Raw genomic sequence first — 24,805 nt, 5'->3', positions numbered from 1 at the left:
TTATACATACAAAATAACAGTACCCAGTTTACAGCAATCTTAAATTAACATTAGAATATTCTAAGAATTAACATTAGAGTCTCTAATGTTGGCGGTATTAAACGTAATGTTTACAATAGTGCCTTGATCTGGTTCAGATTGTATTTTAAGTTCGCCATTATGCATCCTGATTATTTTCATGGCAAGCGGAAGTCCTAATCCATAGCCATTGTATTTTGACGCTTTTTTGCCTCGGAAAAAAGGCTCGTAAAGATGGGGGATGTCTTCTGCGGGGATACCAATTCCAATATCAGTAATCGAAATTTTGATCGAGGAATTGTTTCCCGATAAAGTAACAAAAACGGTTTCATTATCAGAATATTTGACACCATTGGCGATAATGTTATTCAGCGAAAGTTCCAATAAGGATCTGTTACACGGGATTTCCAGTAAACTGGGATCGCTAGGAATTTTATTGATTTTAATTTTTACCCTGTTATTAGGATAAATTTTATCAATATCCGATTTTACATCCATTAGAAGTTCGTCAATTCTCACGACATCTAGTAATTGTTTTTTTCCGTCGTAACCGGTTTGTGTCAGTTTTAAAAGACTTTCGGTGAGATCTCCCAGTCGGGAGGCCTGACTGTGAATGTTTTCTAAAGAGGAGATGTATTCCGTAACACTTCTCTCTTTTAAGAGCATGATCTCTGCTTCGGCAATTATGGTAGTTACTGGTGTTTTTAGTTCATGGGAAGCATTATTGATAAAATTAGCTTGAATTTCAAAGGAGGTTTCCAGTCGGTCCAGCATATTGTTAAAGGTCTTTATTAAATCGCCAATTTCATCGGTGCTTTTGCTTTCGGGAAGTCTGTTGTGGAGGTTTGATGCACTTATTCTTTTTACTTCGTAAGTAATTCTGGCTACGGGATCTATAACTCTTCGCGCTAGAAATCTACCAAAAATATACGCTAACAGTATGAAAGCCAATCCACCAAAAAATAGAATGCGAATAATATAAATGCTGCTGGTATTTCCCCTACGGTCTTTTGCAGTAATGATTATAATGTATTTTTGATTGGATTCGGTAAAAGTCTGGCCATAAAAATAACGGTTGTCATCTTCAATCCATTCAGAACCATTGGTCATCACTTTTGTATAAAAATCAGCAGGTAAATTAAGATTGGTGTTGTATTCAAATGTATTTGCCCCGTTGACTTTAAGAACAAAATCTTCTTCGTCAATCAGTTCTTCCAGTCCCTTTGCTTTAAATTCTTTGAAATAACGCGTTTTTACGGAATCATTTTGATAATGAATCGAAGCGCTGATCTTCGCTCGATCTTGTAGTCTTTTCAAAAAATAATACTGGTTATTTTGTTTGAACAAAAAGAAAACCACCAAGCTCAATAAAAGGGTGCTGAGGGTTGAAAGAGCGATATAGGTAAGGGTAATTTTTTTCTTAATCTGCATTTTTTATTGTTTCAGTACATAACCCAAACCTTTCATGGTGTGAATTAGTTTAGTGTCGTAGGGTTTGTCAATTTTTTTTCTCAAATAGTTAATGTAGACGTCGATAACATTTGTATTCATCTCAAAATTGATGTCCCAAACATTGTCTAGAAGTTGCTCTCTGGATAAAATGGTTTCAGAATTTATGGCCAGATAGTACAAAAGTTTAAATTCTTTGGCTGTCAATAGTATAGTATCGCCATTTCGGGTTACCAATTTTGTTCTGGAATTAATTTCAAGATCCGCAATAACAATAATTTCATGCGGTTTCTGGATCTGACCCGCTCTTCTGGATAGCGCATTAACTCTAGCATCAAGTTCCAAAAATTTGAAAGGTTTTACTAAATAATCATCGGCTCCGGAATTCAATCCGTTTATGATATTCTCACTACTTCCTAAAGCGGTTAATAATAAAATGGGAACAAAATTTTTTGCGGCTCTCAAACGTCTGCAAATTTCGATTCCATTAATGTCCGGTAACATCACGTCTAATAGTACCACATCAAAAGTATGATTAGAAAGTAGCTCTAATGCTGTTGTGCCATCAAGTGCAACACTTACATCGTGATTTTTTTCGGAAAACCCTTTGCGGATAATGGACGAAAGATTAGGTTCATCTTCAACTATTAATAACTTCATCCAGCTTTACTATTTATACAAATCTAATGATTTAACTTTTGGTTTTTTTTAAAATAAGGCTTTAGGGCTAATATTAACAAAAGTTTATTGAAATATTTAATTTTAATTTTTTAAAATCAGATTAAGGGGTTTCTGGTATAATTCATTTTCTTATCGAAACAAATCATAAGGGAAAGATGGTTAGTGTCTGTTAGTCAATAAACGTAAATAGGCTAAATTTTGCTTTTGTACACTGGTTTAATCCAAATTATAAATCGAGTTCAGATTATGAAAAAGGATTTTATGTCAGTTCTACTATTGTATGTTTGTTTATATGTTTAATTTAATTAATATTGTAATTCAAGTTGCTATATTAGTATTGAGTAAGGTTCTAAATGAGAATTTTGATACAAAAAAAGTTATTTTATAGTAAATCAATAATTTGTATGTATATAGAAGCTATTCACAATGTCTGAAACAAAAGCAATTAATAATAAACTATTGGTTACAGCACTTATGGCGGGTAATGAAAAAGCCTTCACTGAACTTTTTAATACCTATTGTAATGATGTTTATGCGTATAGTTTAAGTATGCTTAAAAATCAAGTCCTTGCAGAAGAAATTGTTCAAGATGTATTCTTAAATATCTGGCTGCATAGAGACAGACTTAATACTGATTTGTCATTCAAGTCCTATGTGTTTACCATTACACGCAACTTAACGTTTAATCTTATTAGTACCGTAGCAAACAACCATAAGCTTAAGAAAGAAGTGTTCTACGTAAGTCAAAAGTCATATAGTCCAATTGAGGACATCATTGCTGAAGCCGATTATGATATTATAAAGAATAAAGCTATTGAACAATTGTCTCCCAAGCGTAGAATTATTTTTGAAATGTCACGTAATAAAGAAATGACTTACGAGGAAATAAGCAAGGAATTGAATATTTCTGTAAGTACCGTAAAAGGTCAAATGAGCAAAACCTTAGCAGATATTAGAAATTTTTTGGAAACGCATGGAGATGTTACACTTCTTATTAGCCTTCTTTCCTCCCGTTGGCTGGAATAATGATTCGTTATTATTATCGTTTTTTTTTGCTTCTTTTCTTTTTATTTCTTTTTATTTTTTCTGTATTATTATTTTTTTTTCGAAAAAAATAATAATAGTCAATAGTACTTTTCCTTTTCTCATCTGTATTATATATAAGAAAGTATATTATGCAACACGAGACCCATATCAAAAAATTACTAAAAAAGTTCATTCTGAATCAATGCTCTCCAGAGGAAGTTGATGAAGTTGTACAGTATATTCAAGGCTTGACGGAATCAAGTGGATTACCAAGCGTAGCAGAGGTATTGGTGATTTTGGACGAAAAGCCAATGATGACGGCCCAAGATGCTATTCGCATTCGGAACAAAATACTAGCGATTCCTCAAAAACAACAAAAGACATCGTTAAAAAGGAAATCTCATTTTAGGAACTATACAGCTGCCGCTGTTTTCATAGGGATTTTAACTACCGCTTATTTTTTTAAGGATGTTATTTTCAACAAGCCAGTTCAAGCTATTCCAGTAATAGTCCAGCAAGATGCAAATGCCCTGGAACCAGGTACTGATAAAGCGACACTTACCCTAGGAAACGGATCGCAAATAGCTTTGGTAAATGGGACTTCATTGAAAACACAAAATGCCAAAAGTAATGGGGAGGAAATTATTTATGAAGCTAAAGAAAGAAAAACAAGTGAAGTAGTTTATAATTATTTGACAATCCCTAGAGGAGGTAAATTCTTTATTAAATTATCTGATGGTACCCAAGTATGGTTAAATTCTGAAACTAAATTAAAATTTCCAGTAGCTTTTATTGAAGGACAAACCAGACAAGTAGAATTAGTTTATGGAGAAGCCTATTTTGATGTGTCCCCTAGTACCAAACATAAAGGGGGTCATTTCAAAGTGGTTAGTAATAAACAGGAAGTAGATGTAATTGGAACAGAATTTAATATCAAAGCGTATAAGGATGAAGGGAATACCTATACAACCTTAGTTGAGGGGAAGGTGGATGTAAATATTGAAAACAGAAAACAAAGATTAATGCCAAATCAACAATTAAATTTAAACATCACAACAAGCAGTTCATTTGTAAAAAATGTAGATGTTTATAATGACATATCATGGAAAGAAGGGGTTTTTAGTTTCGAAAAAATAACACTTAAGGATATGATGAAAGTATTGTCTCGTTGGTATGATTTTAATTTTATATTCAAAAATAAAGCAATTGAAAACGAAATTTTTGATGGTGTTCTAAGGAAAACCCAAACCTTAGATGAAATTTTGAGAAGTATTAAATATTTTAAAATTATAAAAAACTATGAAATAAAAGATAAAGAAGTAATTCTGGAATAAAAACAGGGAAGGAAGCATGCATTCCTCTGTGACGCTTACTTCATCACACCATTTTAATCTATTAACCTATTGTATAACCAACCAACCAAAAAAATATGAAAATTATTAAAGTACAGAATGTCTTTATTCCCGCTAGAGAGCGGCTAATTAAAACTGTTATGAGAGCATTTATCTTTTTATGGTGTACAAATGTTTTTTGTCTCAATGGACACAACACATATGCACAAGTGAATGTAATTATTGAAAAGGATCAATCAGCAACAATTTATCAGGTATTTAAAATTATAAAACAACAGACTGATTTAAATTTTGTTTATCCTAGAAAAGTTTTTAAAGACATTCCGAATGTTGAATTAAAAAAAGGTACAATTACAGTGTCTAAATTATTAGGACAATGTCTTTCCAGTAATAATCTAAATTTTGAGCTAACGAAAGATAATACCATCTTAATTAAAGAAAAGACTGTAATTGTTCCTAACAAAGTACAGCAGAAAATAATAAGCGGAAAAATCACTGATAGTTCCGGGCAGCCTATACCAGGAGTTAATATTATCGAAAAAGGAACCACAAATGGAATCCAAAGCGATTTTGATGGGAACTTTTCAATAAAGATAAACAACGAAAAAGCAATATTGGTGGTTTCTTATATTGGTTTTAAAACAAAAGAAATTTTGTTAAATGGTCAAGTTAATCTTTTGATTAAATTAGAAGAAGACTCCGCTACGTTAGATGAAGTAGTGGTGGTTGGGTACGGTTCCATCAAGAAAAAAGACTTGACTGGATCGGTGGTTTCTGTTGGCGCAGAAAAATTGCAAGGCAGGTCAAATAGTAATGTGCTTCAGTCACTTGCAGGACAGGCAACTGGTGTGCAAATTACACAGTCTCAAGGTGCTCCTGGTATTGCTCCTACAATAAAAGTACGTGGTGCTTCTTCCATAAATGCAGGTACTAGCCCGCTTTATGTTATTGATGGAATCCCGTTGGAAGATAGTTCAACAAATTCAACAGATACAGGAATTACTACAGGGAGTAATTTGAGTTTTAATCGAAATCCACTGAATTTTATTAACCCTAATGATATTGAGTCGATTGACATATTGAAAGACGCATCTTCAGCAGCAATTTATGGTTCTAGGGGGGCAAATGGTGTTGTTATCATCACCACCAAGCAAGGGAAGGCAGGTAAAACCAAAATTGACGCGACTTTTGAATCTGGTTTTTCACATGTCAACCGTAAGACGGATATGATGAATGCCTCAGAATTTATTGCCTTCAACTCGGCGGCTAGAAATAATTCATGGGCGACAATTGTTGCCGCAAATCCATCGGCCACAAGAGGAATTAATGTAACTGTTCCTATAGAATTTTCGGATCCCGCTTGGATTGCCCGTATCGGAAATGGAACGGATTGGCAGGATGTTGCATTTAGAACTGCAAAAAACCGTAATTTTCAATTATCGGCTTCTGGTGGTAGCGAGAAAACACAATTCATGGTGTCAATGGGTTATCTGAATTCAGAAGGTGTTGTGGATAGTAACACCTACGAACGAATTAATCTAAGGTCAAATATCAAGCATAAGTTTAATGATAAAGTTCGTATGGGAATGAACATTGGCCTGAGCCGTGCAAATGAAGCGCCATACGGCACAGGTGGAAAAAGCGATGTGGTGAGCTTGGCTTTGCAAAGTGATCCCTTTTTTCCGCTGTATGTTGAAACAGGAAGTCTGGGTTTTAAAGATCCTAGTTCAATTTGGAATACATTTGCTAAATATGGTTTCCAGCTTTGGCATCCTTATTCTTTAACTAGGGAAGCAACTACTAAAAAAATAACGAATATAGCTACGGTCACTTCTTATCTGGAATGGGATATTATTAAGGATTTAACTTTAAAAACTTCTGCAAGTTCTAATATTGAGAATACAGTTCACAATTTCTACTGGAATGCAGGTCAGAACTGGGGATACTCTGGATGGGTGCCAGCGCAGGCTGATTTCAAAACACTACAATCGAATAACTGGATTTCGGAAACTACACTGAATTACAATAAGACATTTAATCAGAATCACAATTTAAATGTATTGGCTGGTTATTCTGCTCAAGAACAACGTACCGATATGAGTAGTATGACAGCGGGTAATTTTTCGAATGATTTAGTACATACCTTGAATGCAGGCGTTGTGAATGCAGGGAACACTTTTTCAGAAGAGTGGTCATTAGTTTCCTATTTGTCTCGTGCCAATTATTCTTACAAAGGTAAATATCTGGCATCTGCAGCAGTTAGAGCTGATGGCTCTTCTCGTTTTGGATCCAATAACAGATGGGGGTATTTCCCATCAGGATCGCTTGCTTGGCGTATGTCTGAAGAGTCATACCTAAAGGATGTTTCTTGGTTAACTAACCTGAAAGTTAGGTTAAGCTATGGAGCAACAGGTAACAATCAGATTCCAAACTACGGATCGATTGGGGTATTGGGGTATAGTCCCTATGTAAGTTCAGGTACTTTGAACCAAGGGATTTATACATCAAACTTTGCAGATAAAAATTTGAAATGGGAAAAAACGGGTCAGACCAACTTTGGGGTTGATTTAAGTGTTTTTAATGGACGTGTGAAATTTACGGGTGATATCTATTATTCAAAAACGAAAGATTTGTTACTTAATGTACCTATTCCAATTCTTTCAGGTTTCTCTTCTACTTTGACGAATATTGGAGAGCTAGAAAACAGAGGGATTGAATTAAATCTTAGTACACATAATATTGACAGTGAATTCAAATGGACTACTGACTTTAATATTTTTGCCAACCGAAATAAAGTATTAAAACTGGGTGTAAACGATGCTCCCATAGATATTAATGTTAGTAGTATGACATCACGCACCGCTGTAGGACAACCAATAGGGATGTATTATGGTTATGTTGTCGAGGGTGTAATCATGTCAAAAGCGGAGTTGGATAGCAAAGCTTATCCAGTATGGCCAGGCAGTGAAGCGGGTGATCCAAGAGTAAAGGATGTCAATAATGATGGCAAAATTGATTCTAACGATCGTACTTATCTTGGCAACAATCAAGCTGATTTTCAATGGGGATTGACGAATAATTTCTCTTACGCAGGATTTGAACTTTCCGTTTTGTTGCGCGGTTCGCAAGGGGGAGAAATCCTGAACCATAATGCCCGATTCCTAAAATCAGGTGTAGGTGGAGGGAACCGTAACATGTATGCTGTAGTAAACAATTACTGGAAATCTGATGCTGATCCTGGTAACGGAATGATTCCTAAGCCGCGTATGTTGCCGACTACTGTTCGTGATTTTGGGTCAAGTTATTGGGTTGAAGATGGATCATTCGTTCGCATCCAAAATATTCGTATGGGGTATAATTTACCTAAAAAATTAGTTGAAAAAATGAAGGTAAGTAACATAAAGTTATATCTGAATATGGAAAATGTACATGTATTCTCTGATTATTTAGGTTTTGATCCAGAAGGTAGTACCTATCAATCGGGTGTGTTGGTAGGCTTTGATTATGGTGCTTATCCAAATCCTTTTACAGCCACCGCTGGACTAAATATTAGTTTTTAAAAATCTAGATAAATCATTAAAACGTAAGAAAATGAAAAAAATAACATATATCATACTTTTTTGTAACGTATTCCTATTAGGTTGCAGTTCCGACTTTTTAGATAAAGCGCCTATTTCAAATGCGAATGAAGAGAATTTTTATAAATCCCAGAAGGATATTGAAACAGCGATGTGGTCTGCTTATAATTCGCTTTATACTTTATACGGTCCTGAAAGTCTGCCGTCGCTCTACGGCGAGTTAATGTCCGATAATGCATATAGTGATAATGCTGCCGGAAGAATACAAGACTATGAAAGCTTTGAATTGCACGCCATGACTATCGATAATGAGTTAGTACTCAATTTCTGGAATAACTATTATAAGGCAATTTATATTGTAAATAATAGTATTGTCAGTGCCGAAAAACTTGATTTTGCGAATCGAGATGCTTTAATTGGGGAAGCTAAGTTTTTACGTGCTTTGTACTATTTTGACATGGTTCGTGCCTGGGGTGATGTACCATTGGTCATAACTCCAATCAGTATTGCTAATGCTTATGCACAAGGGCGCACGCCAAAGGCGCAAGTTTATGCCCAAATTATTGAGGATCTTGATTTTGCGGTAGCGAAATTACCAGTAAAAACAAGTCAACGTTTTGTAGGTGCTGCCAGCCAAGAAGCGGCCAATACTTTACTGGGTAAGGTTTATCTAACTATGGGGAATAAAACAAAAGCTACTGAAACTTTGTTGAAAGTTTATGGCAAGTTTAGTCTGGTACCTTATGCCGATTTATGGAATTTAACTAAGAAAAATGGTGCGTCGTCTATTTTTGAGATTCAATATAAAGGTGGTGTATCCAATCCATACAGTTTATATTGGGCCATGTTCTCACCAGTTGACAATCGTGTGGTTACAGCTTGGGGTGGAGGATTTAATCAGATTGCTAATGATTTATGGAATGCCTATGAAACGGGTGATCCAAGGAGAGACATCTCTATTCAAAATGGGTATCAAACTGCTAACAACTCATTTGTCAACGTAAAATTTCCGATTAAATGGAAAGATACAAAAGCTCCAGTTGCTGGTTTAAGAGAAGCTTCGGATAATAACTTTATCATTCTTCGCTATGCTGATGTTCTTCTAATGCTGACAGAAGCAACTTCAGATCCAAAATACATGAACGAAGTTCGTGCCCGTGTTGGATTACCAGCCTATGGAGCGATAGGTTATCCAGCTCAGTACAATACGGTGAATTTAGCGCTGGAACATGAAAGTCAGGTCGAATTTGCATGTGAGTTCCATCGTTGGTTTGATTTAATAAGAACCGGAAGAGCAATTCCAGTAATTAAAAGCAGTAGTAAAAATATCACTATTACAGAAGCGAAATTATTATTGCCTATTCCTATTTTAGTAATTACCCAAAATCCGGGTGTGATTACTCAAAATGAAGCTTATAAATAGAAATTAGGATTTTAAGTTAGTTAGTTTTGTTAGGAGTATAGACTGCTTCCTGTCGAATAGACAGGTAAGCGGTCTTTCTTTTTTTATTATGTCAGAGAATTATCTTCTTTAAAGATTGACTCTGCAATAGCTGTTTTTAAGGTTTTGTTCTTTTTTTTAATTCGAATAATTTTTAAACATATAAATCCACAATAATCTGGAAAAGCGAATGTTAAAAGAAGCCATGATGACAATTATCACAGCAATAATAGGGATGATTCTTAAATCGAAAGTTTCGGTAAAGAAAAATTGGGCAATAATATAAGTTGCAATTCCTTGCGCTACTGTCAGTCCGTAGTTTACATACATAGCACCAAAGAAATAGCCTGGTTCCTTCTCAAATTTAAATTGGCAATGGGAGCAATAAGGGTTCATTTTAGGGAATCCAATATTAAAAAAAATGTTTTTTTCTTTAAATACTTTGCCTTCAAGGCAATGAGGGCAATCATTATTTAGGATGTGGACGATAGCGTTTGACATTTTGTTGTTTTTATCAAAGATATTTCTAATCCACGTCATGGATGTTTTCTATATTCGCTTATTATAGCACAAAAAAGACATTCAGGGCATATGAAAAAGTATCCTATTTATAACATTCAGCGGTTTAACTGCAATTCCGTGAATAGCGATTTATACATTAATACCTTCAAAAATCACTTGATCGACCATAGTTTTGTGGAGGAACCGCATCGCCATAATTCCTATGTTTTGGTCTTTTTTACCAAAGGATCGGGAACACATGAAATTGATTTTGATGTATTTACGATTCAGCCGGGAAGTATGTTTTTTTTGCAGCCCGGACAAATGCACCATTGGAATTTATCGGATGATGTGGAAGGGTTTGTGATTTTCTATTCGCAGGAAATGTACAATCTCTATTTTGGACAAAAAACCATCGGGGACTATCCCTTTTATTCTTCGGTGGACAATAAGCCTGAAATGGTTTTTGATGCATCTGAATCAAAAGCGATTTTGCCTTATTTTGAAAGTATGATTACTGAGGTTAACGAAAATCAATTACGGAAGCAGGATAAAATCATGAATCTGCTGGATATTATACATATTGAAATTACCAGAAAATATAGTGAAAAACATCTCCATGAAGCGCATTCGTATAATGTGAAAATCAAGGGTTTTGAGGTGCTTTTAGAAAAGAATTTTAAAACGGAAAAAATGCCTTCTTTCTATGCTTCGCAACTTCATATTACGTTAAAACACTTGAACCGGATTTGCAATGAAATCTTGCAAAAAACCACAACCGAAGTAATTACAGATAGAATCATTCTCGAAGCTAAGCGCATGTTGATGGATAAAAAGTTTACTGTCAATGAAATCGCTACGGAATTAGGCTTTAATGATTATTCGTATTTCACACGATTGTTTAAAAAAAATACAGGAAAAACTCCGACGAACTTTCGAATTAGTAAAAAGTGAGTTTGGGATGTGACTGATGAATATTTTAAACGGAGTAAAAAATGTTAGCCACGAATTCCACGAATTTCTTTAAAATTATAATCTATTAATTCGTAAAATCCATGGCAAAACTACAGTTCATCATGTTATGAAATGATTACGAATGCAGGGTAACCAAACGCGCTGCATTTTTCGCTTTTTCTACCACTTCTTCAATTGGAGTTTCTAGGGTGTCATTGACCAAAGCTACTCCCATTCTTCTATACGGTCTTGAAGTTGGTTTGCCAAAAATTCTAAAATCAGTTTTAGGCAAAGAGGCAATTTTTTCGATGCCGGAATACGTCGGGTTTGTTGAATTTTCAGAAGCTAAAATTACGGCACTCGCTCCCGCTTTTTCTAATGTAATTTCGAAAATAGGCAAGCTCAAAATGGCTCTTAAATGCAATTCGAATTCATTGAAATTTTGTGTTCCGGCCAAAGTTACCATTCCGGTATCATGGGGTCTTGGCGATAATTCCGAGAAATAAACGCCGTCATCTGCCAAGAAAAATTCTACTCCAAAAAGTCCCGCTCCGCCCAACACTTCGGTTGCTTTTTCGGCCATGTCTTGCGCTTCGTATAAATCCTTATCGGAAATTAAAGCGGGTTGCCAGCTTTCCTGATAATCGCCACGTTCTTGTCTGTGACCTATTGGCGCACAAAATAGTGTGGGATTGTTATTTTGAACTACTGTCAATAAAGTAATCTCCGAATTGAATTTGACAAAAGCCTCTACAATTACTTCCACCACATCGCCACGGGAACCTTCAACGGCATAATTCCACGCTTTTTCGATATCGGCTTCCGTTTTTATCGTGGACTGTCCTTTTCCAGACGAAGACATTAATGGTTTTACCACGCAGGGCATTCCAACGGCTTCAACGCCTTTTTGCAATTCCTCAGCAGTTGTGGCGTAACGATAATCAGCAGTTTTTAAACCTAATTCTTTGGCAGCTAAATCCCGGATCGCTTTTCGGTTCATGGTGAAATTAGCCGCTTTCGCAGATGGAACTACCGTGATGCCTTGTTTCTCGTACTCATAAAAACGCTCGGTTCTAATGGCTTCTATTTCTGGAACAATGAAATCAGGTTGGTGTTTAGCAACGATTCGATCCAAGGCTTCGCCGTCCAGCATATTGATGACTTCAAAACCATGGGCCACTTGCATTGCGGGTGCATTTTCGTAACTGTCAACTGCAATCACAATTTGTCCGATGCGTTGGGCGGAAATTGTAAATTCTTTTCCTAATTCGCCTGAGCCAAGAAGTAGTATTTTCATATTTATCGTGTTAGGGAAAGCTTGCGAGCTATCCGTACTTTTTCATTGTTTTTGCATGAGGGATAGTAGTGGAAATCCTTTGTATTCCCGTAGCGGTAGCGAAGGTAATAAAAAGATTGCAACAGATAGCCCGACCCACTTTTTCAGCGGGGCATGCCCATAAAAAAATAGTTTAAAGTATAAAGCGAAGAAACTTTAAACCTTAAACTATTTTAAATTTTAAACATATTTTATATTATGCAGGAACTTCGGTTAATGTTACCGCTTCCTTGATTCTGCGTAAAGCTTCTCTCAATAAATCTTCGCTTGTCGCATAAGAAAAACGGATACAGTCCGGGTTACCGAAGGCGTCACCAGTTACAGTTGCTACATTCGCTTCGCCCAAAAGATACATAGAGAAATCGTTAGCGTCTTTGATGAAAGTTCCTTTCAATGTTTTTCCGAAGAAAGATGAAACGTCTGGGAATACATAAAAAGCACCTTCTGGAACGTTGATTTTTACTCCTGGGATGTCTTTTAATAATCCAACCACTAAATCTCTACGGCTATGGAAAGCGTCAACCATGTGTTTTAAAACACTTGGGTCAGCATCTACTGCAGTAATGGTAGCGCGTTGTGCAATACTGTTAGCACCGCTAGTTACTTGTCCTTGAATTTTTGTACATGCTTTAGCAATGAATTCAGGAGCTCCAATATATCCAATTCTCCATCCTGTCATAGCGAAAGCTTTTGCTACTCCATTTACGGTAATAGTTCTTTCTAACATTCCCGGGATGGAAGCGATGCTACAAAAAGTTCCTGAGAAATTAATGTGCTCGTAGATCTCGTCAGCAACAACATAAATGTTTGGATATTTCTCCAATACTTTTGTCAAAGCCGTTAATTCTTCTCTGTTGTATACCGATCCACTTGGATTACAAGGAGAACTGAACCACATCATTTTTGTTTTTGGTGTGATAGCCGCTTCTAATTGTTCTGGTGTGATTTTAAAATCAGTATCTACAGAAGTGGGAACTTCTATAGGAACTCCGCCCGATAATTTTACGATTTCGAAGTAAGAAACCCAGTAAGGAGCAGGTAAAATTACCTCGTCACCATCGTTTAGCATTACTTGCGCAATATTGTATAAGGATTGTTTTGCTCCCGTTGAAACTACAATTTGAGAAGGTTTGTATTCTAAATTATTATCTCTTTTGAATTTTCTGCAGATTGCTTCTTTTAATTCAGCATATCCTTCTACTGGAGAATACGTGCTGTAATTTTCATCAATCGCTTTTTTTGCCGCTTCTTTGATAAAGTCTGGAGTATTGAAATCAGGCTCGCCTAAACTTAAGCTGATGATATCTTTTCCTTGTGCTTTTAATTCTCTGGCCAAAGCAGCCATTGCTAATGTTTGTGAAGTGGCTAAGTTGTTAATTCTGTCTGAAAGTGGATTGTTCATTAAAAAAGGTGTTGAATGCCCTGAATTCCTATGCCGGAAGTAAGGGAGGTTAATTATTATTTTTTAGTTTAATTTTTTGTTGAGACGCACTGCGGTGCGTCTTTTATTATATAAGTTCTGGTTTCATTCCCAGTTCTTTCAAATGCTTAAAGTGAGCAATAACAGCACTCCGCATCGTTTTATATTCGTAATATGGCAAGTCGCATTCTTGTGCGGTTTCTTTTACAATTTTTGCGATTTTGCCGTAATGTACATGACTAATATTTGGAAAAATATGGTGCTCGATTTGGTGGTTTAATCCTCCGGTATACCAGTTTACAATTTTGTTTTTTGGTGCAAAATTGGTTGTGGTAAATAATTGATGAATCGCCCAAGTATTATCCATTTCTCCTAATTCATTTGGCGAAGGATTAGTGGTTTCTTCCACTACGTGTGCCAATTGAAAAACAACACTTAGTATTAATCCTGCTGTATAATGCATTACAAAAAATCCAATAAGTACTTTCCACCACGTGATTCCAATAACGATTGGTAAAACAATCCAAATGGAAACATAAATTACTTTTGTAATGATTAAAGTGGTCCAAAGTATTTTTGGGCTTTTCGCTTCACCATAGGATAATTTTCTTTTTAGGTAACTTCTCATTTGTTTAAAATCAGTCGTTATAGCCCAATTGAAAGTTAATAATCCATATAAAAAAACAGAATAATATTGTTGAAAACGGTGAAAGTTATACCATGTTGCTTCTTTTGTAAAACGAATGACACGTCCAGCATCTAAATCTTCATCATGACCGGGAATGTTAGTATAGGTATGGTGTAAAACATTGTGTTGCACTTGCCAGTTGTATACATTTCCTGCAAGAACATAAATAGTTCCTCCCATGAATTTATTTACCCAATTTTTATTAGAATAAGAACCATGGTTTCCATCGTGCATCACATTCATTCCCACTCCAGCCATACCAATTCCCATGACAATAGTCAATAATACATGTGCCCAAAATGGCATATCCAAGGTTAGTATCAAAAAATACGGCGCAAGAAAAACGGTGAACAGAATTATGGTTTTCAAATAAAGTTTCCAATTTCCTGTTTTTTGAATATTGTTTTCCTTGAAGTAATTGTTTACCCGCGAGTTAAGCGTTCTGAAAAACTTCAGATTGTCTTGCTTTGCAAATGTAGGAGCGGTCTTGTTCATAGAATTTTATAATAATCCCCAAAGATAATTATTATAAATTTTCAATATGCAAAATTGAGTTAAATATTTACAATCTAAAAATAGTACTTTTGTTAAAAAATTAGAACATGGACGAGATTCTTAAGTATTTTCCTTATTTAACCGATATTCAAAAAGAGCAATTCGCAAAATTGGATTTTCTATACCACGATTGGAATGAAAAAATAAATGTCATTTCGAGAAAAGATATTGATGCTTTATACACCAAACATATTTTGCATTCGTTGGGTATCGCCAAAATTATAAAATTTGAACCGGGAACTTATGTTTTGGATGTTGGAACTGGTGGTGGATTCCCTGGGATTCCATTGGCGATTCTTTTTCCTGAAACGCGGTTCTTTTTGATTGATATTATTGCCAAAAAAATCAAAGTGGTTCAGGCTGTTGCCGAAGCATTAGAACTGAAAAATGTAAAAGCCGAACAATTGCGTGCCGAAAATGTAAAAGGTGATTTTGATTTTATCGTGAGTCGTGCGGTAACAAATATGCCTGATTTTGTTTCTTGGGTGAAAACCAAAATCAAAAAAAATAACAAACACGAATTGAAAAACGGTATTCTCTATCTAAAAGGAGGAGATTTAACTGAAGAGTTAAAAGATTTTCCAAAGGCCACAGAATACAATTTAGCGGGCTTTTTCGAAGATGAATTCTTTGAAACAAAGAAAGTGGTTCATGTTCCGTTGAAGTTTGTGGTGTAAGGTTTGTTTTGTAGTGTCGAATTGGTGTCTGTAAACTAGAAAAATACATGATTTAAAAATAATAATTTAATGATAAATAAATTAAAATTAGTTTTCTTTTTGTTGTTACTATTGGCAGCAGTTAATGGTATTGCACAAAAATCAGATGTAGGGAATTGGTTTGCTTATTTGGGCAACCAGAAAATAAATGACAGATGGAATTTTCATAATGAAGTGCAATATCGAAATTTTAATTTCGCAGGAGATCTCGAACAACTGCTTATTAGGACAGGTTTAGGCTATAATTTATCTCAAAATAATAATAATGTATTGCTGGGATATGCTTATATTCATTCAGAACCTTACATAGCAGGAACAGATGAGAAGTCACGAACAGATGAACATAGAATTTTTCAGCAATTTATTACAAAACAACAGTTTGGACGCGTGAATATTTTACATAGATACCGTTTTGAACAACGATTTATTCGAGATGATTTTAAAATGCGTTTGCGTTATTCTCTCTCGTTGAATATTCCAATAAATAAAAAAGTGATGGAGAAAAATGCAGTTTATGCCTCGTTGTCAAACGAAGTCTTCATTAATACAAAGCAAAATCATTATGATAGGGATCGCGTTTATGGTGGTATTGGATATTGTTTCAGTAAATATGTTAAAGTAGAGGCGGGTGTTATGTCCCAAATTTTGCCTGCAACAAGCAGAACTCAATTTCAAATTATGATTTTTAATAACTTGCCTTTTTAATTGTTGCATAATTAGTAAAAACTACGCTTGTTAGATTTAGTTTTTTAATAACAAACCCCACAATACTTCAAAATTATTTGAATTCTTGTGGGGTTTGTTTATTTTTAAAATTAAGAATCTTTATTCAAAAATTTCAAACTATTCTCCTAAAAACGGATATCTGTAATCCTCAGGAGTAACAAAAGTTTCTTTGATGGTTCTTGGGGAAGCCCAACGCAATAAGTTCAATGCTGAACCTGCTTTGTCGTTAGTTCCTGATGCTCTTGCACCACCAAAAGGTTGCATTCCTACAACAGCCCCCGTTGGTTTGTCATTGATATAGAAGTTACCGGCAGCATTTTGTAATTTTGTAGCCGCTTGCTCAATAGCATAACGGTCTTGACTGAAAACAGCACCCGTTAAAGCATATTCTGAAGTGGTATCAACTAACTCTAAAGTTTCTTCCCATTTTGAATCTTCGTAAACGAAAATCGTCATTACAGGTCCGAATAATTCGGTTTCCATTGTGGTGTAATGTGGATTGGTAGTTACAATTATTGTTGGTTCAATAAAATAACCAACAGATTTATCATAATTACCACCAACTATAATTTCGGCTTCAGTATCTTTTTTAGCTTGGTCAATAAAACTAGCCAATTTGTCGAATGAACCTTCATGAATAACCGCAGTAATAAAGTTACTGAAATCTTCTGGCGAACCCATTTTCATGGATTTTGTATCGGTGATTAGTTGTTCTTTTATGGCTGGCCATAAACTTTGTGGCACATACGCTCTTGAAGCTGCAGAACATTTTTGACCTTGAAATTCGAAAGCGCCACGTATAATTCCTGTTGCAACTTGTTTAGGGCGAGCACTTGGATGTGCGATGATAAAATCTTTTCCTCCAGTTTCTCCTACAATTTTTGGGTAGGTTTTATAATGGTGGATGTTTGTTCCAATTTTTGACCAAATATCTTTGAACACATGAGTGGAACCTGTAAAATGGATCCCGGCAAAATCGCGACTTGCCAAAATAGTATCGGTAATCATCAAAGCATCCCCAAAAACTATGTTGATAACGCCATCAGGAACTCCTGCTTCTTTAAATACTTCAATTATGATTTGTGCTGAGAAAACTTGGCTGTCACTTGGTTTCCAGATCACTACATTTCCCATCATGGCAGCGCTTGCAGGAAGATTTCCAGCAATGGCCGTGAAGTTAAAAGGAGTGATAGCGTATACAAAACCTTCGAGTGGTCTGTATTCTAATCGGTTCCACATATCCGAATTGGATTTTGGCTGATCACCGTAAATTTGAGTCATAAATTCTACATTGAAACGTAAAAAATCGATAAATTCACAAGAAGCATCAATTTCGGCTTGATGGATATTTTTGGACTGCGCAATCATTGTTGCGGCATTTATTCTTGCTCTGTAAGGTCCGGCAATCAATTCAGCAGCTTTCAGGAAAATTGCCGCTCTTTGTTCCCAAGCCATATTAGCCCATGCAGTTCTTGATTCTAATGCATTTGCAATCGCTTTTTCAACATGCGCTTTTTCAGCAAGATGATACGTTCCTACGATATGTTTATGATCATGGGGCGCCGTCATGTTTTTTGTATTACCAGTTCTAATTTCTTCGCTTCCAATGTATAATGGCACATCGATTTTAGAATTCCACATTTTTGCGTAAGCGGCTTGAACAGCTGCTTTTTCAGGTGAATTTGGTGCATACCCTTTTACTGGTTCGTTTACCGCTTTTGGTACATGAAAAAATCCTTTTAACATATTTGTAAAGTTATAAAATTAGAAATCCTTGTGGTGTATTTTTAAATATTGCACAAAAGTACGAAGGATTGTTTGAAAAAAAACATTTTTTGCTCTAAACTAAAAGGAATAGTATAGAATGTAGTGTTTTAGCCCAGATAGAAATGGAAAGCTTTTTGTAGGCTCGTTATATTTTTTCTTGTGAAATAAGAGCGACTTCAGAAGCTCCTTATTTTACTTAGAAAAAAATAAAGGAGGCGACGAAAACTTGAAATGAATAGCTGGATGAGCTCCTAAAAAAATGGAGTTAAATTTTAATTCAAGGCAAATGGAGCACACAATCTAAAGGTAGGTACAATGACTTTGAAATTTTTTGTAGAAGTAAAATTAATCATGTTAAAATGCCCTTTCATTGCGCCATAAGGTGACGATAATAGGCATCCTGAGCTGTAGGTGTGAAATTCCCCTGGTTTTAAAACTGGTTTTTTTCCAATAATGCCTTCGCCATCTACTACTTCTATATCATTAAGAGAGTCGAAAATTTCCCAATGGCGAGAAATTAATTGTACAGAATCTTTACTGTGGTTTTCGATTGTGATTTCATAACTAAAGGCAAAGTGAATCTTATAGTTTTTGAAGTAGGTGCCTTCAAAACTAGTCAATACTGATATCTTTATGCCTCTTGTTATTTGAGAAACCATGATAAATAAGTGAATAGGTGCTTAATAATGACAAATTTACAAAAATTTGATTTTGTAAAGTCATTTTTAGAAAAGTTTTTTTTAGTTGATGATATTTAATGAATTTGCCGTCCCTTTTCCGATGGCTCTGTCATATCGATCGGTGTTTTCTCGGTAATATACCATTATGAAATAATCATTTTCTGTTTGATAAAAATTTCCATCAATAGCATTTTCATGATCGATAATTCCTTTGTTGTCTACAATTGTGTATTGGAAATTTGTAAATCCTTGTTTTATTAGAACTGCTTTTTCATAAATACCCTTTTTTTCATTATAATCCATTTTATATTCGGGTGTCAGATTATAATTATTGAACATGCCGTTTATGTAAATGTCTTTATTCATTCTAAAAGTAGGAGCCGAAAGACTAAAATACACCCAGGCATAATCGGCTTCAATTTCATTGTTGGTCGCGTTTATGTTCTTGATGACAAAATTTCCGTTCACGTCTTGTGTTACAGAATAGGGGTAATTTGTTCGTGAATTATTGGTATATAAATAAGAACTATAGATTTCATTATTTGAATCTACGCGGGCTACATTATTATTAGCAGCTCTAATATCTTTGTTTTCAAAATACAAAAACTCGTTTCCTGCCCAAAATTGGGTTTGCGTATCGTATTTATAAATCAAATCATTTCCAATCGTGTATTGGGGGACAATATTTGTAATCGCGTCATTGAACTGTCCATTTTGAAGTAAAACTACTTTCACATTTTTCAATGGATTTTGAAAAGTAATGGTGCTGGATTTAATAGTAAATTCCAGGTTGTGTTTAAATTCCAAATTACTAACGGTTCTGGCTCTTTTTACTTGGATAGGAATTGTGACAACATCTTCATAAAGAATGAATTTTCTGGAGAAAACGGCTTCTTTGTTGTTGTTTAAAATTTTCAGAATGTAATTACCGCTGATTAATAATTGTGTAAACTGATTGGGAATAGCCAGCCTATAATGGGAATAGAGTTGTAAGGCATTGAAAGAATTGGTATAATCTGAAATTCTTTGGTTGTCAAAACCTCTTAAATACTCGCTTTTAGGGATGTCTGTTGGTTTCCAATTATAATCACAATGGGTAATTTCGTAATAATAATCAGCTTCATTACCAAACAAATCGTCAAATTGCAACTGGAATCCTTCTCCTAATTTAAAAATTGGAATAACATTTTGTTCACTTTGGACAAAAGAAATTGTCTTAATATTATATGGCGGAGCAATCTCTTTTTCTACTTGTGCAGTAGCCGAAGTGATTATAAAAAGCAGAACTATTTTTTGAAAAAAAGCTTTAGACATAATATATTGGATTGCTGAAATGTAAATATAGCGAATTAAGCAATACTATTATTATGCCAATTATAAGGTAGCTTTATTTGATTTGTCCTAAATCTATTTGAAACAAACAGGGATGATTTCGCCTTTCGCTAAACAATATTTTTCAACTAGTTTGGGTGCTATTTTATTAGTATAATCTTCTTCAATTACTTTAAAACCAATGCTTCTTAATTTATCAAAATAATCACGACCGTAAATACGAACGTGGTCGTATTGTCCGAAGATTTTAGCACGTTCTTTCTGGTCGGTAATGGTATCGTCTGCAAAAGTACTGGCTCTGGACAACTCTTGTGGAATTTGTAAAATGGCCATTCCGCCTGGTTTCAAAACGCGATATAATTCCTGCATGGCTTTCGTATCATCCGGAATGTGTTCCAATACGTGATTGCAAAGAATAACATCATATTGATTGTCCTCGAAAGGCAAATCGCAAATATCTGCTTTCACATCTGCCAAAGGCGAAAATAAATCGGTTGTGGTATATTCCAGATTTTTTTGATTTCGAAATAATTTATAAAAGGCTTGTTCCGGTGCGAAATGTAGCACTTTCTTTTTTGTTGCCGAGGTGAAAAAATCAGTTTTCTCATTCAAATATAACCACAATAAACGGTGTCTTTCCAAGGAAAGTGTACTTGGCGAAAGCACATTATTTCGTTGTGTTCCATATCCGTAAGGCAGGAACATTTTGAAACTTTTTCCATCAATAGGATCGGTAAATTGCGTTCCTTTTAATGCTAATGCAAGAACGGGACGGGCCACGTAACTTAAACGAATGAGTATAGGACGCGGAATGGTATTGAGTATAAGTTTAAAGAGTTTTTTCATTTTGTTCAGAGAGATTCGCTTTTATAACTTTAGATTTTCTTATATGATCTTAAATCACTTATATGTTTCAAAAAAGGTTAAAGATATAAGTGATTTAAGGTCATATAATTTGGTTTTAATTCTGGTTAGACTAAAATAATTTATAGAACTAAAGGCTCTCTTCTAAACTCCTCTTCTTCATTACTCACAATTCCTAATGCTTTGTAGATGTATCCAAAAGTCGATAAAATCTCCGGTTTTCCATCGATAATTGCAACGTCATGCTCAAAATGGGCACTTGGTTTCCCATCGGCAGTAAGGATTGTCCAGCCGTCTTTTAATTGTTTGATGTTTCGGGTTCCCATATTAATCATAGGTTCAATAGCCACAACCATTCCTTCTACAAAAAGTTTCCCTCTTCCTTTTTTGCCATAATTAGGCATTTCTGGGTCTTCGTGCATTTTTTGTCCTAGTCCGTGTCCTACTAATTCACGAACGACACCATAACCGTGTGCTTCCGTGTATCTTTGAATCGCATTTCCTACATCCTCCACGCGGTTTCCTAATTTTAATTCTCGGATTCCTTCGTATAAAGATTCTTTGGTTATTTGCAATAATTTTCTGGTTTCTGGAGCGACGTCACCTATTTCGAAAGAATACGCATGATCACCATGGTATCCATTTTTATAGGCACCACAATCTACCGAAATAACATCACCGCTTTCTAAGGGTTTGTTATTGGGGATTCCGTGAACTACTTGGGCATTAGGGCTCATGCAAAGTGAATTTGGGAATCCGTATAACCCAAGAAAACTTGGTTCAGCGCCATGATCACGGATGAATTCTTCGGCTAATTTGTCTAAATATAAAGTGGTGACTCCTTCTTTTATTTCAGAAGCAATCATTCCTAATGTTTTGGATACGATTAAGGCGCTTTCGCGCATTAATTCTATTTCTTCACGTGATTTTACAATAATCATAATTTCGAATTTTCAGTTTGCAAAAGTACAATTTTATAAATTATTTAATCCGGATTAGCCATTATTTTAAAAAGTTCCGAATTTGAAATGTAAAAACGGTTCTCCAAAGCTATTTTAGAAAGTTGTGCCACCACTAAATTATTCTCTCTGGTATTGATTAGAAATAAAGAGCTTTCGCCAAAAGAAAACAAGCGTTCCTCAGAATTGAGCATCGTCAGATTGTCTTGTACCAAACCTTTGATTAACGCCTTTTGTTTTAGCAACGATACAATCTCCATTTTTTGAGCATTAATTTTATTGGTTAATTGCACTTTTTCTAAGTCTAATATAAATTCAGTTTCTTGCACTTTATATTTTGCCAGTTTCAAACTGCCGCGTTCTTTTCTTAGAAACAAAGGGAAATAAAAATCCAGTCCTATTTTATAATCCTGAAATTGATAATTATCAATATAACTGGGTTCAGACAAATAGGAGTATCCCACATCAATTTTTGGTAAAAGCAGGTTGGCTTTTAGTTTTCTTTCCACATTCAATATGTCGATTTTGCTTTGTAGCGCATTTATTTTTGGATGATTGGTGATGGAAAAATCGAGATTCAATAAATCATTCGTTTTTAAACTTTCCTGAATTGTAAATTCCAATTGGGTTTCGGGAATAAGCGCATCGGATATTTCCAGCGGAATGTTATTTTCCAGCCAAAGGAAATTAGAAAGTTCCAGCTTGGCTTTAGCCAATTTCAAGTTTGAATCCTCTAAGTTAAGCAGTCTGTTTTTTACAATAATTCCGGCTTCAATACTGTCAATTGCCGGTTTATCTCCTTGCTTGATCAAGGATTGAATTCCTTTGAAACGAATTTGTGCATTACTACTATATTCCTGATACAACTGAACCTCATTAAAATTTTTCTTCCAATTAAAATAGGCTAAAGAGGCATCATACAATACAGCAATAGCTTGAAGTTTTCTTTCGGACTGGCTTAGTTGCATTTGCATTTTTGCTTTTCGAACATCAGCCATGCGTTGGTTTATAAACAACCCTTGTCCAAGCGGAATGGTGATGCCCAGCGAAGTCAATCCCTGATTAGGGATGGTGTTTTGAGGGTTCAGATAAATTCCTTCATTGTTGTCAAAGCCTGCTTTAATCTCAATTCCATACCAGGTTGGGATTTTGAAACTGCTATTTAAAAGTGAATAATACTCTTTGTCTTTAAATTGTTTTTTGCTAAAATCAACTTCAATTTTGGGGTCAAATCCACCACGAGCCATCATCAAATTAGCCTGTGCTTTGTTTATTTCCAAATTAGCGTTTTTAACTAACGGATGGTATTTTTTTACATAGCCTAAGAATTCCGTATACGAAAGCTCATTTGGCGCGTTTTGTTGCGCTGTAGCAGAAAGCGCAAAGAATAAAAATGCGAAAAGTAGTGGTTTCATTATTTTTTTTCTTTGGTTGTTTTTGGTGCGGGTTTGTAATAGTTAGCCGGAAAACCATTTAATGTTCTCCATAATTCGAACCACACGGGAACAGTATTCAGTAAGGCAATAGTTTGAGCGCCCGCTCCTATGCTTAATTGTTTAGGCCATTTGTCTTCATTTTTGTCAGGCGTGATTAAAACTCTGTATTTTCCATTTTCGCTAATAAAGTTTTCAATGGCTACAATTTCTCCCCCAAAAGTTCCATAAGACATATCTGGCCATCCTGAAAACACAATAGTTGGCCATCCATCAAACCAAACCCGAACTTTTTCCCCTTTGTTCAACAACGGCAAGTCCATGGGGTTTACAAAAGTTTCCACTGCAATATCATATTCTGATGGCATAATGGTAGCAATTGGGGTTCCTTCTTTTATAGTTTCGCCTAAACCAGATTGTAAGGCTCTGTTGATGTACCCACTTTGGGATGCTTTGATGTAATACAAGCCATTGCGGATGCTGTAATTTACATATTGGTTTTCAAGTTTGTTGACCACTGCATCGGTGTCGTATTGACTGCTGAGTGCCGTGTATTTATCACTGTTGGCTTTAGAAACTTTTTCAGCATATTCAGCGGTAATTCGGTTTATTTCTACTTTTGCATTTATAAACTCGTTTTTGCTGGTTAAGTATTTGTTTTCTTGAGTTATGATTTTAGCTTCTACTTCTTGTAATTTCAATCTTTTTTCCTCAATATCAGTTAGTGGTTTCAGCCCTTCTTTATTCAACTGCGCCGTACGGTTGTATTGCGTGTTCGCAATTTTTAGTTGGGTTTTTACTGCAACCAAATCCATACTGTCACTTTTTATTTTCAAAAGAGACTGTTTGATTTTATTTTGTGCTTGTTCCAGTTTCAACGTTTTTTCGGTTTCAATAGCTCTAATTTGACCAGAAAGCGTGGTTACTTTTGAACCGTACGATTGCAAAGATTGTTTCTTGGCATCCATCTGTTTTTTTGTGTTTCCCACTAAATTAGGGTCCATGTAATCTTCTTTGATTTCCGATATGAAAAGTATCGTGTCCCCTTTGTTGACAAAATCACCCTCTTGAACGTACCATTTTTCTATTCGACCAGAAATCACACTCTGAATAGATTGGGGTCTTTGGCTTGGTTTTAAAGTGGTTACGGCTCCTGTTCCTGAAATGTTTTGTGTCCAAGGCAAGAAAAGAGCAACAAGGCCAATTATGGAGACAATGGCTATAATTCTGTTTAAAATTTTATAATGAGGTCTGTTGGATAGATTTTTGACTGTTGAATACCGATCCAGAGACGGTAGTTTCGTTTTATTATCGGATATGTTTAGCATA

At 35.2% G+C, this 24,805-nt stretch carries 20 protein-coding genes; 7 read left to right on the top strand and 13 right to left on the bottom strand.

All coding sequences use genetic code 11. The annotated features are described in order from the left end of the window. Positions 1–60: 60 nt before the first annotated feature. The gene (locus tag ACM55M_RS08410; RefSeq protein WP_416857110.1) at positions 61–1,335 is read right to left on the bottom strand and encodes a HAMP domain-containing sensor histidine kinase; all 1,275 of its coding nucleotides are present in this window, start codon (positions 1,333–1,335) and stop codon (positions 61–63) included. A gap of 117 nt (positions 1,336–1,452) precedes the next feature. Next, positions 1,453–2,127, bottom strand: coding sequence for a response regulator transcription factor (locus tag ACM55M_RS08405; protein WP_416857108.1), 675 nt, complete (start codon positions 2,125–2,127; stop codon positions 1,453–1,455). 447 nt (positions 2,128–2,574) lie between these two features. On the opposite strand from ACM55M_RS08405, the gene ACM55M_RS08400 reads away from it, so the two are divergent. The 4 genes from ACM55M_RS08400 (at position 2,575) to ACM55M_RS08385 (ending at position 9,527) form a co-directional block, all read left to right on the top strand. Beyond that, positions 2,575–3,174: an RNA polymerase sigma factor gene (locus ACM55M_RS08400; protein WP_416857107.1), complete on the top strand. Its 600-nt coding sequence runs from the start codon at positions 2,575–2,577 to the stop codon at positions 3,172–3,174. A gap of 149 nt (positions 3,175–3,323) precedes the next feature. Beyond that, positions 3,324–4,508, top strand: coding sequence for a FecR family protein (locus tag ACM55M_RS08395; RefSeq protein ID WP_416857106.1), 1,185 nt, complete (start codon positions 3,324–3,326; stop codon positions 4,506–4,508). Positions 4,509–4,666: 158 nt separating this feature from the next. Next, positions 4,667–8,086 carry a SusC/RagA family TonB-linked outer membrane protein gene (locus ACM55M_RS08390; RefSeq protein WP_416857104.1) on the top strand — a complete coding sequence of 1,140 codons (3,420 nt, stop codon included), beginning with the start codon at positions 4,667–4,669 and terminating at the stop codon, positions 8,084–8,086. A gap of 31 nt (positions 8,087–8,117) precedes the next feature. After that, on the top strand, positions 8,118–9,527 hold the full coding sequence (locus ACM55M_RS08385; protein ID WP_416857103.1) for a RagB/SusD family nutrient uptake outer membrane protein: 1,410 nt from the start codon (positions 8,118–8,120) through the stop codon (positions 9,525–9,527). Between the two features lie 156 nt (positions 9,528–9,683). Here the strand turns inward: ACM55M_RS08385 and ACM55M_RS08380 are convergent, their stop codons facing one another. Then, positions 9,684–10,046: a DUF983 domain-containing protein gene (locus tag ACM55M_RS08380; RefSeq protein WP_416857101.1), complete on the bottom strand. Its 363-nt coding sequence runs from the start codon at positions 10,044–10,046 to the stop codon at positions 9,684–9,686. A 138-nt stretch (positions 10,047–10,184) separates the two neighbouring features. On the opposite strand from ACM55M_RS08380, the gene ACM55M_RS08375 reads away from it, so the two are divergent. Next, positions 10,185–11,000, top strand: a complete 816-nt coding sequence (locus ACM55M_RS08375; RefSeq protein ID WP_416857100.1) for an AraC family transcriptional regulator — start codon at positions 10,185–10,187, stop codon at positions 10,998–11,000. Positions 11,001–11,136: 136 nt separating this feature from the next. On the opposite strand, the gene purT is transcribed toward ACM55M_RS08375, so the two are convergent. From purT to ACM55M_RS08360, 3 genes are all read right to left on the bottom strand, one after another. Next, positions 11,137–12,297 carry a formate-dependent phosphoribosylglycinamide formyltransferase gene (gene purT / locus ACM55M_RS08370; protein WP_416857098.1) on the bottom strand — a complete coding sequence of 387 codons (1,161 nt, stop codon included), beginning with the start codon at positions 12,295–12,297 and terminating at the stop codon, positions 11,137–11,139. A 235-nt stretch (positions 12,298–12,532) separates the two neighbouring features. Next, positions 12,533–13,738, bottom strand: coding sequence for a pyridoxal phosphate-dependent aminotransferase (locus ACM55M_RS08365; RefSeq protein ID WP_416857097.1), 1,206 nt, complete (start codon positions 13,736–13,738; stop codon positions 12,533–12,535). Between the two features lie 106 nt (positions 13,739–13,844). Further along, entirely contained in the window at positions 13,845–14,939 is a 1,095-nt protein-coding gene (locus tag ACM55M_RS08360; RefSeq protein WP_416857096.1) for a fatty acid desaturase family protein, read from the bottom strand. Positions 14,940–15,046: 107 nt separating this feature from the next. On the opposite strand from ACM55M_RS08360, the gene rsmG reads away from it, so the two are divergent. Together rsmG and ACM55M_RS08350 are read left to right on the top strand one after the other, a co-directional pair. Beyond that, positions 15,047–15,676 (top strand): 16S rRNA (guanine(527)-N(7))-methyltransferase RsmG, encoded by a 630-nt coding sequence (rsmG, locus tag ACM55M_RS08355; RefSeq protein ID WP_416857095.1) that lies wholly within the window; start codon positions 15,047–15,049, stop codon positions 15,674–15,676. A gap of 69 nt (positions 15,677–15,745) precedes the next feature. Then, positions 15,746–16,420: a DUF2490 domain-containing protein gene (locus ACM55M_RS08350; protein ID WP_416857094.1), complete on the top strand. Its 675-nt coding sequence runs from the start codon at positions 15,746–15,748 to the stop codon at positions 16,418–16,420. A 138-nt stretch (positions 16,421–16,558) separates the two neighbouring features. On the opposite strand, the gene pruA is transcribed toward ACM55M_RS08350, so the two are convergent. From pruA to ACM55M_RS08315, 7 genes are all read right to left on the bottom strand, one after another. Continuing rightward, positions 16,559–18,187, bottom strand: coding sequence for an L-glutamate gamma-semialdehyde dehydrogenase (gene pruA / locus ACM55M_RS08345; RefSeq protein ID WP_416857092.1), 1,629 nt, complete (start codon positions 18,185–18,187; stop codon positions 16,559–16,561). A 293-nt stretch (positions 18,188–18,480) separates the two neighbouring features. After that, positions 18,481–18,867 (bottom strand): Co2+/Mg2+ efflux protein ApaG, encoded by a 387-nt coding sequence (apaG, locus tag ACM55M_RS08340; RefSeq protein ID WP_416849289.1) that lies wholly within the window; start codon positions 18,865–18,867, stop codon positions 18,481–18,483. Between the two features lie 81 nt (positions 18,868–18,948). Further along, positions 18,949–20,202, bottom strand: coding sequence for a type IX secretion system plug protein (locus ACM55M_RS08335; protein WP_416857090.1), 1,254 nt, complete (start codon positions 20,200–20,202; stop codon positions 18,949–18,951). Between the two features lie 93 nt (positions 20,203–20,295). Further along, the gene (locus tag ACM55M_RS08330; RefSeq protein WP_416857088.1) at positions 20,296–21,066 is read right to left on the bottom strand and encodes a class I SAM-dependent methyltransferase; all 771 of its coding nucleotides are present in this window, start codon (positions 21,064–21,066) and stop codon (positions 20,296–20,298) included. A gap of 140 nt (positions 21,067–21,206) precedes the next feature. Continuing rightward, positions 21,207–22,025: a type I methionyl aminopeptidase gene (gene map, locus ACM55M_RS08325; RefSeq protein WP_416857087.1), complete on the bottom strand. Its 819-nt coding sequence runs from the start codon at positions 22,023–22,025 to the stop codon at positions 21,207–21,209. 44 nt (positions 22,026–22,069) lie between these two features. Then, positions 22,070–23,458, bottom strand: coding sequence for a TolC family protein (locus tag ACM55M_RS08320; RefSeq protein ID WP_416857086.1), 1,389 nt, complete (start codon positions 23,456–23,458; stop codon positions 22,070–22,072). Further along, complete coding sequence (locus tag ACM55M_RS08315; protein ID WP_416857084.1) at positions 23,458–24,804, bottom strand: HlyD family secretion protein; 1,347 nt, start codon at positions 24,802–24,804, stop codon at positions 23,458–23,460. The genes ACM55M_RS08320 and ACM55M_RS08315 overlap by 1 nt, the downstream gene beginning before the upstream one ends. Position 24,805: the final 1 nt, after the last annotated feature.

The organism is Flavobacterium galactosi (assembly GCF_048158585.1).
In the GTDB taxonomy this organism is placed as follows: domain Bacteria; phylum Bacteroidota; class Bacteroidia; order Flavobacteriales; family Flavobacteriaceae; genus Flavobacterium; species Flavobacterium galactosi.
The sequence above is the reverse complement of the archived record's forward strand: the minus strand, read 5'-3'. Positions and strand labels throughout refer to the sequence as shown.